Annotated in this window: 13 protein-coding genes; 6 read left to right on the forward strand and 7 right to left on the reverse strand. The window is 69.0% G+C overall.

Going from position 1 to position 15,333, the window contains the following annotated elements:
- Positions 1 to 63: 63 nt before the first annotated feature.
- The 6 genes from mce to VE326_08835 are packed head-to-tail and all read right to left on the reverse strand — an operon-like array spanning position 64 to position 6,507.
- The gene (gene mce / locus VE326_08810; protein ID HYJ33303.1) at positions 64 to 471 is read right to left on the reverse strand and encodes a methylmalonyl-CoA epimerase; all 408 of its coding nucleotides are present in this window, start codon (positions 469 to 471) and stop codon (positions 64 to 66) included.
- Positions 472 to 487: 16 nt separating this feature from the next.
- Positions 488 to 1,318: an undecaprenyl-diphosphate phosphatase gene (locus VE326_08815; GenBank protein ID HYJ33304.1), complete on the reverse strand. Its 831-nt coding sequence runs from the start codon at positions 1,316 to 1,318 to the stop codon at positions 488 to 490.
- Between the two features lie 57 nt (positions 1,319 to 1,375).
- Positions 1,376 to 2,899, reverse strand: coding sequence for a methylmalonyl-CoA mutase family protein (locus VE326_08820; GenBank protein HYJ33305.1), 1,524 nt, complete (start codon positions 2,897 to 2,899; stop codon positions 1,376 to 1,378).
- Between the two features lie 37 nt (positions 2,900 to 2,936).
- On the reverse strand, positions 2,937 to 3,434 hold the full coding sequence (locus VE326_08825; protein ID HYJ33306.1) for a biotin/lipoyl-containing protein: 498 nt from the start codon (positions 3,432 to 3,434) through the stop codon (positions 2,937 to 2,939).
- 2 nt (positions 3,435 to 3,436) lie between these two features.
- Positions 3,437 to 4,954: an acetyl-CoA carboxylase biotin carboxylase subunit gene (locus VE326_08830; protein ID HYJ33307.1), complete on the reverse strand. Its 1,518-nt coding sequence runs from the start codon at positions 4,952 to 4,954 to the stop codon at positions 3,437 to 3,439.
- Positions 4,955 to 4,956: 2 nt separating this feature from the next.
- Complete coding sequence (locus VE326_08835) at positions 4,957 to 6,507, reverse strand: acyl-CoA carboxylase subunit beta (GenBank protein ID HYJ33308.1); 1,551 nt, start codon at positions 6,505 to 6,507, stop codon at positions 4,957 to 4,959.
- 157 nt (positions 6,508 to 6,664) lie between these two features.
- On the opposite strand from VE326_08835, the gene VE326_08840 reads away from it, so the two are divergent.
- From VE326_08840 to VE326_08865, 6 genes are all read left to right on the forward strand, one after another.
- Positions 6,665 to 7,525, forward strand: coding sequence for a creatininase family protein (locus VE326_08840; protein ID HYJ33309.1), 861 nt, complete (start codon positions 6,665 to 6,667; stop codon positions 7,523 to 7,525).
- Positions 7,526 to 7,755: 230 nt separating this feature from the next.
- Positions 7,756 to 10,782: a PKD domain-containing protein gene (locus VE326_08845; GenBank protein HYJ33310.1), complete on the forward strand. Its 3,027-nt coding sequence runs from the start codon at positions 7,756 to 7,758 to the stop codon at positions 10,780 to 10,782.
- A 52-nt stretch (positions 10,783 to 10,834) separates the two neighbouring features.
- The gene (locus VE326_08850) at positions 10,835 to 11,239 is read left to right on the forward strand and encodes a PaaI family thioesterase (GenBank protein ID HYJ33311.1); all 405 of its coding nucleotides are present in this window, start codon (positions 10,835 to 10,837) and stop codon (positions 11,237 to 11,239) included.
- Positions 11,240 to 11,279: 40 nt separating this feature from the next.
- Positions 11,280 to 11,762 carry a GNAT family N-acetyltransferase gene (locus VE326_08855; protein ID HYJ33312.1) on the forward strand — a complete coding sequence of 161 codons (483 nt, stop codon included), beginning with the start codon at positions 11,280 to 11,282 and terminating at the stop codon, positions 11,760 to 11,762.
- Positions 11,759 to 12,319 (forward strand): GNAT family N-acetyltransferase, encoded by a 561-nt coding sequence (locus VE326_08860; protein HYJ33313.1) that lies wholly within the window; start codon positions 11,759 to 11,761, stop codon positions 12,317 to 12,319. Before VE326_08855 ends, VE326_08860 begins: the two co-directional genes overlap by 4 nt.
- 377 nt (positions 12,320 to 12,696) lie before the next feature.
- Positions 12,697 to 14,232 (forward strand): hypothetical protein, encoded by a 1,536-nt coding sequence (locus VE326_08865; GenBank protein ID HYJ33314.1) that lies wholly within the window; start codon positions 12,697 to 12,699, stop codon positions 14,230 to 14,232.
- Here the strand turns inward: VE326_08865 and VE326_08870 are convergent.
- The coding region (locus VE326_08870; GenBank protein HYJ33315.1) for a prolyl oligopeptidase family serine peptidase at positions 14,210 to 15,333 on the reverse strand (1,124 nt) is incomplete at its 5' end. The two genes, VE326_08865 and VE326_08870, sit on opposite strands and share 23 nt — an antisense overlap.

Here is a 15,333-nt window from a genome sequence, read left to right on the forward strand (position 1 = left end):
GGCCGGCGAGGAGGCGGCGACGAGCGCGGCTGGGGCCGGCGTCCGCGGGAATATCGGGCGCATCTAGGCCCCCTGCTTCCGGCAGAGCTCCACCAGCACGCCGCCAAGCGATCCCGGATGGAGGAACGCGATCTGGGTTCCGTGGCTTCCCGCGCGCGGCGTGCGGTCGATCAGCGCGAGCCCCGCGGCCTCGGCGTCGCGAAGCGCGGCCTCCAGGTCGTCCACGAAGAAGGAGAGGTGATGGATCCCTTCGCCGCGCCGCTCGAGGTACTTCGCGACCACCGCGTCGGGTTCGGTCGGCTCGAGCAGCTCGATCACCGCGTCGCCGGCGCGCAGGAAGGCCAGGCGCAGTCCCAGGACCTCGATGGTCTCGGTGCTCTCGAGCTTGAAGCCAAGACCCTTCGTCCAGCGCTCGATCGCGGGCTCCAGCGAGCGCACGGCGATGCCGACGTGGGCGAGGCCCCGGATCATGCGCGCTCCGGTGTGGTCACCCGAGCGCTCCCGGGTGCGTCCAGAGAACGGCGATCAGCACGGCACCGATCACGATCCGATACCACCCGAACGGCGCCAGACCGCGCCGGGTGAGGTAGGCGAGGAAGCCGCTGATCGCGATCGCGGCCACGATGGCCGCCGTCGCGAGTCCGATCACCAGCGGCGCGGGCCCTCCCAGGGCGGGGCCCAGCAGCTCGTCATGGTGCTTCGCCAGGTCGAACAGGGTCGCCGCGCCCAGGGTGGGGAGCGCGAGCAGGAAGGAGAATTCGGCGGCCACGACCGGCGTGGCGCCGACGAGCAGCGCCGCGAGGATCGTGACCATGGCGCGCGACGTGCCCGGCCAGAGCGAGAGCACCTGCGCGAGGCCGATCACGAGCGCGCCCCAGAGAGGGATCTCGGTGACCACCGCCGCGATCGGCTCGCGCGCGCGATGGCGCAGCCGCTCCACGACGAGGATCGCGATCCCGCCGAGCAGCAGCGCGATCGCGACCGGGCGCGGGCCGAAGAGGTGCTCCTTGATCCACGAGTGCGTGAGCAGTCCGACCACGGCCGCCGGAAGGAACGCCACGATCAGCCGGATCAGGAGCGCGCGTCCGCCGGCGTTGTTCCGGAAGATCCCGGCCACGATCTCGCCGATCCTCGCGCGATAGAGCCACACCACGGCGAGCAAGGCACCCGCCTGGATCACGATCTCGAAGGCGTCCACGGCGCTGCCGGAAAGGCCCATGGCGTGGCCCGCGAGAATGAGGTGACCGGTGGAGGAGACGGGAAGGAATTCGGTGAGCCCCTCGACGATGCCAAGGATGGCGGCCTGGATCGGGGTCATGGACGTTCTCCGCGGGACGTCGCGCGCGCGGGGGCGGACTCGCGCGCCCGGGGGCGCTCAGCGCGACGGATCATAGGTCCGGTACACGCGGCGGAGCGCGTCGCTGATCTCGCCCAACGTGACCCCCGCCTTCACGGCGTCGATCACGGCGGGCATGAGGTTTCCCTCCCGGCGCGCGGTCTCTTCCACGCGCCCGGCCGCCTGGGCCGCGAGCGCCGCGTCGCGCTTCGCCTTGAACGCGCGCACGCGGGCCGCCTGCGCTTTTTCCAGCCCGGGATCGAGCAGGAACGAGGGCCGGCCCATGTCGTCACGGTCGCCGAAGCGGTTCACGCCGACGATGACCTGCTCGCCGCGGTCGATTTCCTTCTGGGTCTCGTAGGCGCTCTCTTCGATCTTCCGGGCCTGGTAGCCGCGCTCGATGCCGGTCACCGCGCCGCCCATCCCGTCGATCGTCTCGATCTCCGCGCGCGCCTCGCGCTCGATCCGGTCGGTCATGGCCTCGATCTCCGTAGCGCCGCCCACGGGATCCACGGTGGCGGCCACCCCGGACTCGTAGGCCAGGAGCTGCTGCGTGCGGAGCGCGACGGTCGCCGCCTCCTCGCTCGGGAGCGAGATCGCCTCGTCGAACGAGTTCGTGTGCAGCGACTGGCAGCCGCCGAGCACCGCGGCCAGCGCCTGGACCGCGACCCGCGCGATGTTGTTGTGAGGCTGCTGCGCGGTCAGCGTGGAGCCCGCCGTCTGCGCGTGGAAGCGGAGCTTGAGCGAATTCGGGTCGGCCGGGTGGAACCGCTCCTCCATGAGCCTCGCCCAGAGGCGGCGCGCCGCGCGGAACTTGGCGATCTCCTCCAGAAAATCGTTATGGGCGTTGAAGAAGAAGGAAACGCGCGGCGCGAACCGGTCCACCGGAAGTCCGCGGTCCACCGCGGCGGCGACGTAGGCGAGCCCGTTCGCCAGCGTGTAGGCCACCTCCTGCACCGCCGTCGAGCCCGCCTCGCGGATGTGGTAGCCGCTCACCGAGATCGTGTTCCACTGGGGCACCTCGTCGGCTCCGAACTCGAACAGGTCAGTCGCGATCTTGAGCGAGGCGGCGGGAGGATAGATGTAGGTGCCGCGCGCAATGTATTCCTTGAGCACGTCGTTCTGCACCGTGCCGGAGAGCTTCTCGCGCGCGACCCCGCGGCGGTCCGCCACGGCGACGACCAGCGCGAGCAGGATCATCGCCGTCGCGTTGATCGTCATGGAGAGGCTCACCCGGTCGAGCGGGATCTGGTCGAGGAGCCGCTCCATGTCCTCGAGCGTGGCGATCGCGACGCCGGTGCGCCCCACCTCGCCCGAGGCGCGGGGGTGGTCGGAGTCGTATCCCATCTGCGTGGGGAGATCGAACGCGACGGAGAGACCGGTCTGGCCGTGCGCAAGCAGGTAGCGGTAGCGCGCGTTCGAGGCATCGGCGTCTCCGAATCCCGCGTACTGGCGCATCGTCCAGAGCCGCGAGCGGTACATCAGCGGGTGGACGCCGCGCAGGAACGGAGCCTCGCCGGGGAGGCCCAGCGCGGGGGAAGCGCCCGGAGCCACGGGCTTCATCCCCTGGGGCGAATCGGGAGGACGGGGTCGCGCCATGTCAATCGCCACCGGGCGTCACCGCGAGCAGAAGCTGCCCGGACTCGACCGGCATTCCGGGCTTCACCTCGATGCGGGTGATGCGGCCGGAGAGCGGCGCGACGAAAGCGTTCTGCATCTTCATCGCCTCGACCACGACGAGCGGGCGCCCGGCGTCCACCACGTCGCCCACCTGCGCGAGAACCTCCACGACCAGGCCGGGCATCGGCGCGTGCAGCTCGCCTCGGGTCCGGTCGGCGCCGCCGCCGCGGCGGCCCAGCCTGGGCGCCCGCGCGTCGCGGGTGCGGAAGGCGTACTCGCGGCCATGGAGAGCCACGAGGACGTCGGGGCCCTCGCGGCGCACCGTGGCTTCGACCGGGCGCCCGTCCAGGAGCACCCGCATCGCGCCTCCAACCTGCCCCTCGACGTGCAGGCGGCGGCCGTCGAAGAGCGCCGCGTATCCGGCGCCGCTCGGCTCGATCACGATCAGCCGCTCCCGCCCGTCGCGCTCGACGATCACCTTCAACGCCGGCCTCCGTCGCGCGGCTCGGCCCGGAGGGCCGCTCCCGAGCGCCAACGGCTCTCGGTCGGCGCGTAGTAGGGCACTCGAGGCGTGGCCGCCTCGAGGTGCGCGAAGAGCGCGGCGAGCACCGCCGCCTGATCCTCCTCCGGCCCCGCGGGAGGAGGCTCGAGTCCGTGGAAATGGTGCGCCAGATAGGATGTGTCGTAGCTGCCATCGACGAACGCAGCCTGCTCCAGCAGCCAGAGGTGGAAGGGGAGCGTCGTCGGGATCCCCTCGATCCGGCATTCGGCCAGGGCGCGGCGCGCGCGCGCGACCGCCTCCTCGCGCGTGGCTCCCCCCACGATGATCTTCCCGATGAGCGGATCGTAGTGGAACGGAACGAGTCCACCCTCGCGCACGCCGAAATCCACGCGGATCCCCGGTCCCGAGGGAAGCTGCAGGCGCCGCACCGTCCCCGCCTGGGGGAGGAAGCCGGCCGAGGGGTCCTCGGCGTAAATCCGGAATTCGATCGCGGCGCCGCGCGGCCGCACCTGGTCCTGCGTGAGCGTGAGCCGCTCGCCGCGCGCGACCCGCACCTGCTCGCGCACCAGGTCCATCCCCAGCACCATCTCCGTGACCGGGTGCTCGACCTGCAGGCGCGCGTTCATCTCGAGGAAATAGAAGTTGCCGCGGGCGTCCATCAGGAATTCGGCCGTGCCCGCGTTCGTGTAGCCGCCGGCGCGCGCCGCGCGCACGCCCAGATCCCAGAGCTCCTGGCGCTTCTCCGGCGCGAGGGCCGGAGAGGGAGACTCCTCGACCACCTTCTGATGCCGCCGCTGGATGGAGCAGTCGCGCTCGCCCAGCGCGATCACCGAGCCGTGCGCGTCGCCGAACACCTGGACCTCGATGTGGCGCGGCTTCTCCAGCCAGCGCTCCAGGTAGAGGCGGTCGTCGCCGAAGGCGTTCCGCGCCTCGCCCTGGGTGAGCCGCACCGCGCTCTCGAACTCCTCGGGCCGGTTCACGCGGCGCATCCCCTTGCCGCCGCCGCCGGCGGCGGCCTTGAGCACGACGGGGTAGCCGATCGGCTCGGCCGCGCGGCGCAGCTCGACCGGATCGGCGATCGGGCCCTCCGTGCCGGGAAGGACCGGCACGCCTGCGCGGATGGCGAGCGCGCGGGCGCGCACCTTGTCCCCCATGGCGCGGACGGCCTCCGCGGCGGGACCGATCCAGACGAGCCCGGCCTGCGCCACCGCTTCCGCGAAGGCCGCCGACTCGGAGAGGAACCCGTAGCCGGGGTGGATGGCGTCGGCGCCGGCGCGCTTCGCCGCGCCGAGGACCGCCTCGACGTTCAGGTAGCTCTGCGACGCGGCGGCGGGGCCCAGGAGTAGCGCCTCGTCGGCGGCGTAGACGTGCGCCGCCTCGCGGTCGGCCTCGGAGAAGACCGCGACCGACGCGATCCCCATCTCGCGAAGCGTGCGGCAGACGCGGATCGCGATCTCGCCGCGGTTGGCGACGAGAACTTTGTGGATGGCGCGCACGGTCAGAGCGGGATGTTGCCGTGCTTCTTCGGCGGAAGCGACTGGCGCTTGTGCGCGAGCATGCGGAGGGCGCGGATCAGCCGCGGGCGCGTCTCCTGAGGCTCGATGACGTCGTCCAGGTAGCCGAGTCCCGCCGCGACGTAGGGATTCGCGAACTTGTCGTTGTATTCATTCACCAGCTCGGCCCGCTTCTTCGCGGCGTCCTTGGCGGAATCCAGCTCTCTCTTGTAAATAATATTCACCGCGCCGTCCGCGCCCATCACCGCCAGCTCGGCCTGCGGCCACGCGACGTTGTAGTCGCCGCGGATGTGCTTGGACGACATGACGTCGTAGGCGCCGCCGTAGGCCTTGCGCACGACGACGGTCAGCTTGGGCACCGTCGCCTCGCAGTAGGCGTAGAGCAGCTTCGCGCCGTGGCGGATGATGCCGCCCCACTCCTGCTCGGTGCCGGGGAGGAATCCGGGCACGTCCTCGAACGTGACGAGCGGGATGTTGAACGCGTCGCAGAAGCGGACGAAGCGCGCCGCCTTGGTCGAGGACTTGATGTCCAGCACGCCGGCGAGCATCGCGGGCTGGTTGCCGACGACGCCCACGGAGCGGCCGTCGAGCCGGGCGAAGCCGACGACGATGTTCGGAGCGAAATGCTCGTGCACCTCGAAGAAATCGCCGTCGTCCACCACCAGCCGCACGATCTCCTTGATGTCGTAGGGCTTGTTCGGCTCGGGCGGAACGATCTCGTTCAGGCGGCCCTCCATGCGGTCGGGCGGGTCGTTGGTGAGATGGCGCGGCGGATCGTCCACGTTGTTCTGCGGCAGGAAGGAGAGAAGGCGCCGGATGGCCGCGATGCAGGCCTCGTCGTCATCCACCGCGAAATGCGCCACGCCCGACTTGGTGTTGTGGGTCATCGCGCCGCCCAGGTCCTCGAACGTCACGTCCTCGTTGGTCACGGTCTTGATGACGTTGGGGCCGGTCACGAACATGTGGCTGGTTCCCTGGACCATGAAGACGAAGTCGGTGATGGCGGGGGAGTAGACGGCGCCGCCGGCGCACGGGCCGAGCACGGCGCTGATCTGCGGGATGACGCCCGAGGCGAGCGTGTTGCGCAGGAAGATCTCGGCGTAGCCGCCCAGCGACTGCACCCCTTCCTGGATGCGCGCCCCGCCGGAGTCGTTGAGGCCGATGATGGGCGCCCCGTTCTCCAGCGCCAGGTCCATCACGTTGGTGATCTTCTTCGCGTTCTCTTCCGAGAGGGTCCCGCCGAAGACGGTGAAATCCTGCGCGAAGACGAAGACCGGCCGGCCGTCCACCGTGCCGTAGCCGGAAACGACGCCGTCGCCCGGGATGCGGCGTTCGGCCATTCCGAAGTCGGTCGTGCGGTGCTCGACGAAGACCCCCGTCTCCTGGAAGGAGCTGGGGTCGAGGAGGAGGTCGATCCGCTCGCGCGCGGTGAGCCGTCCCTCGGCGTGGAGCTTGGCGATGCGCTCCTCGCCGCCCCCCTCGAGGACGGCCTGGCGGCGCCGGCGCAGCTCTTCGATGGGGGCGCGTCGGCTCAGGTTCGAAGCTCCGTAAGAGAATGCGGGAACGTCGCCAAACTCGTGGGAATCCTATCGGAAGCGCGCCCGGTGTACAATGCCGGGTCCGTTCCCAGGTGATGTCCCTCGGCCGCGAGTTCGGCGGCGCGCGGGACCGCGAGTCCCGAGAGGAGCCCGTATGACCCCGCGTCGATCCCGCCCCGAGCTGTCCGAACGCCGCCTCGACCGCATGAACTGGATGGAGATGGGGGAATGGGTCCCGCGCGAGATCGAGACGGCGCTGGTGCCGGTCGGGACGCTGGAGCCGCACGGCATCCTGAGCCTCGGGACGGACAACGAGATTCCGGCCCGGCTGTCGGAAGCGGTCGCGGAGCGGCTGAACGCGCTGGTGGCGCCGACGATTCCCTACGGAGTAACCGCGCACCTGGGCGCTCTGCCCGGGGGGACGCACATTCCGGCCCCGGCGTTCACCGGCTACGCGGAGGCGGTGCTGACGGCGCTGACCCATCAGGGCTTTCGGAATCTGGTCGTGATGAATGGGCACGGCGGGAATACCGAGGCGCTGAAGGAGGCTTCGCGGCGCGTTCATGAAGAGACCGGCGCGTTCGTCGCGATCTTCAACTGGTGGACCGATTGCTATCCGCTGAGCGAGGAGATGCTCGGCGTCCCCGGCGGCCACGCCGGCGCCGACGAGACCGCGGCGATGCTCGCGATCGCGCCCGAGCAGGTGTTCCCGGACCGCTGGGACCCCTCGCTGGCGTTCGAGCACCGCAATTCCCTGGTGGCCTTTCCCGAGCCGGGATCGCTGATCTACTACGGCGGCAAGCGAAGCGATCCCGTGCTGAACGCGAAGAAGGCGCGCGACTACTGGACCAAGGTCGTGGAGCACGTGGGCGAGGTGCTCGAGGACCTGGTGATGCGGTGGGAGCGGGAAGGCTATCCCGCGCCGCGCGGGCGGCGCGGAGCATCCAGCGGAGACGCAGCGCCGAGCGCCGCGAACGGTCATGGCGGCAGCGCGCCGAGGCGGCGGAGGAAGTAGCGAACGCTTCAAAAAGGCGCGTCCGTATGCGATAATCAGGGGGTACCCGGCAGGATCCGCAGCATCCCTCTGGAGCCGTCATGCGCCGCCGCGCCTTGCTCCGCCTCGTTCCTGTCGCCCTGGTTCTCCTGTGGCCGCTCGCAGTTCCTTCCACGACGATCGCCGCGCCGCAAGCCCGTGCCGGGGACGCGATTGATCCTTCCGCATCCGCGGCCTTACGCGCCCTGGCCGTGAGCGCTCCCGACCCCGGGCCCACGGACGGCCGTCTCCTGCTCCGCTTCCAGAACGGCTCGGCACTGGACCATTTCGGCGGCGCGGCCGCGAATGCCGGCGACGTCAATGGCGATGGCAGGGCCGATCTCGCCGTCGGAGCCGCCGGGCGCGCCGGTCCCGGCGACGGCATTCCCGCCGGCTCGGTGTACCTCTACTGGGGAGGGCCCCAAGGCAACAATGTTCCCGAGATCACGCTCCACGGAACCCAGAGCGGAGAAGGGTTCGGTTCCTCGATCGCATCGACCTTCCACGGCGGATCCGGGCTCCTGCTGGTCGGGGCTCGCTTCGGCGGTCTTCAGCAGAGAGGCCGCGTGTACCTGTATTCCGGTTACGAGCTGATCGGCGGCCTGTCGCTGGGAGTGATCGGCGCGCCTCTGTCCGACAGGGGGTTCGGCGCTTCCGTGGCTGCCCTTGGCGACGTGAACGGCGGCGGAGGCGAGGACTTCATCGTCGGCGCGCCCGGACTGGACGGAGACGGCCAGAACCGCGGGCACGCCTACATCTACTCCGGAGGGCTCAAGCCGATTCTCACGCTTATCGGGTCCGGGCCGAACGACCATTTCGGAGCGGCCGTGGCCTCGGCCGGGGATTTCAACGGGGATGGCTTTCCCGATTTCATCGTCGGCGAGACCGTCGGGGGGAGCGCCGGCCGCGCTTCGCTGTACTACGGAGGCCCCGGCGTCGACGCCGTCCCCGACCAGATCTTCCAGGGCGAGGCGGCGGGAGATCACTTTGGCGCCGCGATCAGTTCGATGGGCGACCTGAACGGGGATGGATACGACGACCTGGCGATCGCGGCCCCGTTCAACGATGCCGCGGGCCAGGACGCCGGACGCGTGTACGTCTTCTTCGGGGGCCCCGCGGCCGACGCCCTCGCCGATCTCGTGCTGACGGGGGAGCGTCCCGGCGACAACTTCGGACAGTCGGTCGCCGCGGCGGGCGACATGAACTCCGATGGCCATGCCGACTTCGTCGTCGGCGCTCCGGTCGCGGCGGTCGGGGACCTCATCGCCGGGCCGGGGAGCGCCTACGTGTATTTCGGCGGTCCCTTGCTGGACGACACACCCGACCTCGTCCTGAACGGAGAGACGAACGGAGATCACTTCGGCGCCGCGGTGGCCATGGCAGGGGACTTCAACGATGACGGCGGCGCCGACCTGCTCGTGGGCGCTCCCTCGAACGATTTCGCAGGAACGGAAGCGGGAAGAAGCTACCTCTTCACGACGTGGAGCCACCCGCCGGCCGTGCGGGCGCCGTCCACCGTTGTCGCGGGGACCCGCCTGTTCCTCGATCTCTCGGTGTCGGTCGTCGACGCCGAGGGAGACCCGATCGCCTCGCTCACGGCGGGACCGATTCCGGCGGGAGCCACGTTCACGGTGAGCCCGGGGAACCGGTCCGGCTCCCTCCAGTGGACTCCCACGGACCTTCAGGTCGGGACCTACGACGTGACGTTCACGGCTGCCAACCTCGAGTCCGGGTCCGCGACGACGCGGATTCAGGTCGTGTTCCACAACAGCCCGCCGGCCCTCAATCCGTTCGCCGCGATGACGGCGTTCGAAGGGTCGGTCACCGAACAGACGCTTTCGGGCTTCGACCAGGACGGGGATCCGCTCGCGTTTCAGTTGGTCGGCGCCCCGACGTTCGCGGCTCTTGCCCCGCTCGATCCCTTCCGCGCTCTGGTGCGTCTCGCTCCGGATTACGGGGACGCGGGAGCCTACGTCGCGACGGTGCGGATCGAGGACGGACACGGGGGAACGGCGTCGGCTCCGCTCTCCATCGCGGTCGAGCACGTGAATCGCGGGCCGGTGCTGTCGGCGCCGGCCGGCGTGTCGGGGCCGGAGGGCGGCGCGATCGTCGTCGCGGTCCAGGCGAGCGACCCCGACGGCGATCCCGTGACCTTGGGGGCGGTGAACCAGCCCCCCGGATCGCTCTTTGTCGACCACGGAGATAACAGCGGCACCTTCTCCTGGACGCCGGGTTACGAGCAGGCAGGCACGTATCAGGTGACGTTCACCGCGCGCGACGAGCTGGGCGCCCTCGGCGCGCCATGGGATCTCACCATCGACGTCGAGAACAGGAACCGCGGGCCGGCCGCCGTCGCGGGAGGACCCTACGCGGGCGTGATCAACGTGCCGATCGTCTTCGACGCGACGGGGTCTTCGGATCCGGACGGATCGGCGCTGACGTACCAGTGGGATTTCGGCGATCTCGCGAGCGGGACGGGAGCGACGCCGTCCCACGCCTATGCCGCCGGAGGGACTTTTGCGGTCGGCCTCACCGTGAGCGACGGCGACCTGTCGGGGCAAGCGATCACGTCCGCGGCGGTCCAGGATATCTTTGCGGCTCGCGCATTCGTCGAGCCGCCCAATCGCACCATCCGTCTCGGATCGGCCAAGGCCACGTGGTGCGCGGAAGTCGAGCCGGCGGGAAACTCCTTTCTCATGAACGCGGTCCTTCCATCCGCGGTCGTCATGCGCTACGGCGGCGGTCAGATCGCCGGGATCGCTGAACGCGTGGGCGTCGGCGCGGACCTCGACGCAAACGGCGTCGCCGAGATGACGATCTGCTTCTCCAAGGCGGACCTCCGCGCCTTGCTCACGGGACTTCCCAAGGGAATCACCACGGTCCCGGTGACCCTGGAGGGAAGCCTTTCGACCGGCGGGAAGTTCCGAGCTCCACTCTCCGTCGACGTCGCGAGCTCGGGAGGCTCCCTGGCCGCCTCGTTGTCGCCCAATCCCCTCAACCCCTCGGGCATGCTCACCTTCTCGACATCGCGACGGGGACGGGTTCGCGTCGCGGTCTTCGATCTCCGCGGCCGGCTCGTTCGAACGCTCCTGCCGGCGCAGGAACTTGACCCCGGATACCATGACGTCCCGCTGGACGGCCGCGGCGGTCGCGGTGCGTCCCTGTCCTCTGGCGCCTATTTCTACCGGATCGAAGCCGCCGACGGCGTGGCGACCGGGCGTTTCGTCATCCTGAAATAGCGTCCCTCGATCGGCCGAGCGGAGCCGGCCCGATCCGTTGTACGATCGGACCATGGCCGACCTGATCCTCGACGACGACCAGATGTGCTTCTGCTGCGGGCCGAAGAACCCGATCGGCCTGAAGCTGGCGTTCGAGAATCTCGCCGACGGGCGCACCCGGACCGTGTGGCGGCCGCGCCAGGAGCACCAGGGGTTCAAGGACATCGTGCACGGTGGCCTCGTCGCCACGGTTCTCGACGAGGTCATGATCCGGATGCTGGTTCACCGGGGTGTCGGCGCGGTCACGGGCACGATGGAGACGAAGCTGTTGAAGCCGCTGCGCGCAGGCCGCGACTATCGGTTCGAGGCGTGGCTGGTGAAGGACCGCGGCCGGGCGCTGCTCACCGAAGCGGAGGCGTTCGACGTCGAATCGGGCGAGCGGGTCGCGTCGGGGAAGGCGACGTGTGTGCGGGTGTGATGCGGGTCTGGCTTTCAGGATTAACCTATAAATTAATGTCATGAGCGACCACGCCGCGACTGCCGGTATTTCGATTCGCGATTACCGCGGGGAGGACGAGGCCGCTCTCTTCGGCATTCACGACCGCTCGCGTCCCGACGAGCTGGTGGGCTCCTGCGATCCGCGCGGATTCATCCCTCTCGCGGAGGACTTTCGCTCGCTGGAGGACTTTCGGATGTCGCGGAAGTGGGTCGCGGCCGACGGAGACCGCCCGGTCGGCTTCGCGGGCGTGCGCGACAACTATATCTCCTGGCTGTACATCGAGCCGGAGTATTACCGCCGCGGCATCGGCCGGAGACTGCTCCGCGCCGCGATGGATGCGGCGGGGCCCGATGCCTGGACGATCGCGCTGGAACGGAACGATCGCGCGCGGAAGCTCTACGAGAGCGAGGGTTTCGTGCCGGCGATGACGTTCGACGGCGAGAACAATGGATATCCATGCCGCTGCGTGAAGCTGATGCTCCGTCCGCCGAAGAAGAGATGAGCCCGAGGCCGGACAGCCCGGCCGCCGAAGCAGGAGTGGGCCAGGGGCCGGACGGGCTTGTGATCCGCGATTACGGCTCGAGCGAGTCGATCTCCGAGATGACGTCGCTCCTTCGTGACGCCTACGCCCATCTGGCCCGGCAGGGCCTGCGGTACCTCGCCACCCACCAAGACGACGCCATGACGGCCCGGCGCCTGGGACGGGGCTTTCCTCTGGTGGTCTATCTCGAGGGCCGCCTGGTCGGGACCGCCACGCTCTATCCACCGAGATACGACTCGCCCGTACCGTGGTACCGCCGTCCGGAAGTCTTCTACTTCGGCCAGTTCGGGGTCCGGCCCGAGCTTCAGCGGCGGGGAATCGGCGTGCGCATTCTCCGCGCGCTGGAAGATCGCGCGCGGGCGCGAGGCGCCACGGAGCTAGGGTGCGACACGGCCGTCCAGGCGGAGCATCTCCGCTCGTGGTACGCGCGCGAGGGCTTTCGTGTCGTGGGCGAGACGCAGTGGGCGGTGACGAATTTTCGCAGCGTGGTGTTGTCGAAGACGATTTCGCCGGGTTGAGTCGGCCTGCCGCTGCTCGGCTTCGGAATTTCGCACGGTGCGAGCCGCGAGCTGCTTCTCGGTCCAGCGCATGCAATGTCGCGCGCGCTTCGCGAATGGACCCAGTTCGCGCGTGCATTTTGTAAAGAATCCTATGGACATGATTTGAGAGCTGCGCGGTGGCTGCGTGCGCGCCGCACGCAGAAGTGACCGTATACGGCCCAGCAAAGCTGCTGGATGGGCGATCGTCGCGTGTGAGATCCACGGCTGCTTCGCTTCCCCTTATCTCTCCTGCGGCCCTGAGAACGCTTCAGAATTCCTCGTGTTTCAATAGAGAGCCCCGACGAACCGGACCGATCGGTCCTATCGCGTGACCTGCCACCGCGAAAGGAGCTCTCATGCACGAGTACGCGCTGACCCACCTGAGCGACGCCGTTCTGCTTCGCGACCTTGCCCGCATCGTGCGGGACGAGCATTTGGCCTTAGCGAAACTTCTGTCCCATCTGGCCGAGGTGGACGCAAGGCGTCTCTACGTGCCTGCCGGCCGTCCATCGATGTTCGCCTACTGCGTCGAGGAGCTGCATTTCTCCGAAGACACCGCGTACAAGCGAATTCGAGCCGCCCGTGCAGGTCGCCAATTTCCGGAGATCTTCATCGCCATTGCCGAAGGACGGATCCATCTGGCTGCCGTCTTCTTGCTGGCTCCGCATCTGACCGCGGAGAATGTGCGCGGGTTGGTCGATGCCGCGACTCATCGGACCAAGGCCGAGGTCGAGGCGCTCGTGGCGAGTACGTTTTCCTCCGGCCAACCGGCATGGCAGCCCTCCGCGGTGATCCGCGCGTTGCCGCAACTCGCCCCGGGGCGAGTCGTGAGCGCGCTCGCCCCGGGGCGAGTCGTGAGCGCACTCGGGGGTCTGCTCGGCTCGTTGGGGCAGGGTATCGCCGTCCAGGAACAGAAATCCGATCGCAGCGGTTCGGACATGATGCCCGACTCAAGTCCTCCGACGCCTCCAGTTTCCACGAGTAAGACCCCGTTCCAGACCGAACTCGCCCCGGGGCGAGTTGAGAATCCGGCCGCGAGGCCCGAGCCTGAGTGGTACTCGGTTCAGCTCACGATCCCGAAGACGACGCACGACAAGATCATGCGCCTGCAGGCGCTCCTCAGCCATTCGATGCCATCCGGCGACATCGTTCAGGTGCTCGAGCGTGCCGTTGAGATCGCACTGGTCCAGGTCGAGAGGCGGAAGATCGGATCCCATCGCTCGCGAGCGGATTCACCTGCCCCGAAGCCGGCTCAGAACCTGCGCGGCGGATCTGGTGCTCGCCCAGCCAAGCGCTCCACCAGCCAGGGCGGAGGTGGGTGCTCCACGAAGAGTGCCAGAGAACAGGTGTCGGTCGTGCGCAGGGCAGCGCCGCGGCGCTACATCCCGGCGCATGTCCGGCGGGCCGTCTGGGAACGGGATCAAGGCCAGTGCACGTTCGTGACCCACGCGGGGCATCGCTGCTCGGCGCGCCGGTTCCTCGAATTCGATCATGTCGAGCCTGTGGCCCGAGGCGGGAAGGCCACGGTCAACGGGTTGCGACTTCGTTGTCGCGCCCACAATCAATATGAGGCGGAGCGGATCTTTGGAGCCGAGTTCATGAAGCATAAGCGAGAGATGGCGCGGGTGGCGCGGACGTCAGCCGATCGGCAGAACACGGCGAACGAGCGACCCGATGTCGTGCGAGAGCCCGACTGTATGTGGGAGGGCAGGAGCGACAGCCGCGGATGCATGAACTCGCCCCGGGGCGAGTTGCCTGCGCAGGCGCTGGCAGGCGGTACGAAGCTGCGCGATTTCCGAAATCACCGGCCGGATACGCGCAGGGGCGGGAGTCCCGGCCCATCGGGACATTCGCTACCGTTCAAGGAGGCTAGTTGGCGTGCGGTGCGGTGAGACTGGCCCGGGCCGGGGCTTCCTTCACGTACCTCGCGAACCAGGTCATCATCTCCCAGAGCGTTTCCTCGATCGATTCCCTGGCTTCGTAGGTGTGCGATTCCAGCGGGAGCATCACGAGGCGCGCGGTGCCGCCGGTGCCGACCACGGCGCGATAGAGCAGGTCCGACTGCAGCGGCACGGTGCCGGGGTTGGCGTCGTCCTCGCCGTGGATGATCAGGATCGGTTCGCGGATCTTGTCGGCGTGAAGCTCGGGCGACAGCCGGATGTACGATTCCGGCGCCTGGAAATAGGTGCGGCGCTCGGATTGGAAGCCGAACGGCCGCAGCGTGTGGTTGTAGGCGCCGCTCCGCGCGATTCCGGCGCGAAACAGATCCGAGTGCGCGAGCAGGTTGGCGGTCATGAAGGCGCCATGGCTGTGGCCGGCGACCCCGACGCGATCGCGATCGGTCACTCCCAGCTCCACCGCCTTGTCGATCGCGGCTTTCGCGTTGGCGACGAGCTGGTCCAGGTACACGTTGTACACGCTGTCGGGGGGCCCGATCACCGGCATCGCCACGTTGTCCAGCACGGCATAGCCGTCGAGCGTGAAAAAGAGCGGCGAGGCGCCTGAAATCTGCGTGAAGCGCCGGTCGGAGCCGCTCACCTGGCCCGCCGTGCCCTCGTCGGAATACTCCAGGGGATAGGCCCAGAAAACGGTGGGGAGACGGGTCCCCTGGCGGTAGCCGGGCGGGAGATACAACGTGAACGAGAGCGGCGTGCCGTCGGAGCGCTTATAGGTCACGATGCGCTTCGTGATGCCGCGAAGCTCGGGCGTTGGGTCCAGGAAATGTGTCACCGGGGCCAGAGTTGAGGTCCACGTCGCCTCTCCGGCTCCAGTCGGAGCCGCGCCGGCCGCGGTCGAAGCTGCGCCGGATGTCCTGAAAGCAGCACCTGCCGCGGTCGCGCCCGCGCCGACCACCGGGGCCTCCAGGGTGCGGACGAACGTGTTCGGCGGGTCCTTCGGGCTCTCGCGCCGCGTGAGAAACCGCGACCGCCCCTGACCGGCCCAGCCCAGGAACGATTCGTAGACGTCCTTGTCGCAGCGGAAGAGCCGCTCGG

It is taken from the genome of Candidatus Binatia bacterium (genome assembly GCA_035631035.1).
GTDB lineage: Bacteria > Eisenbacteria > RBG-16-71-46 > SZUA-252 > SZUA-252 > DASQJL01.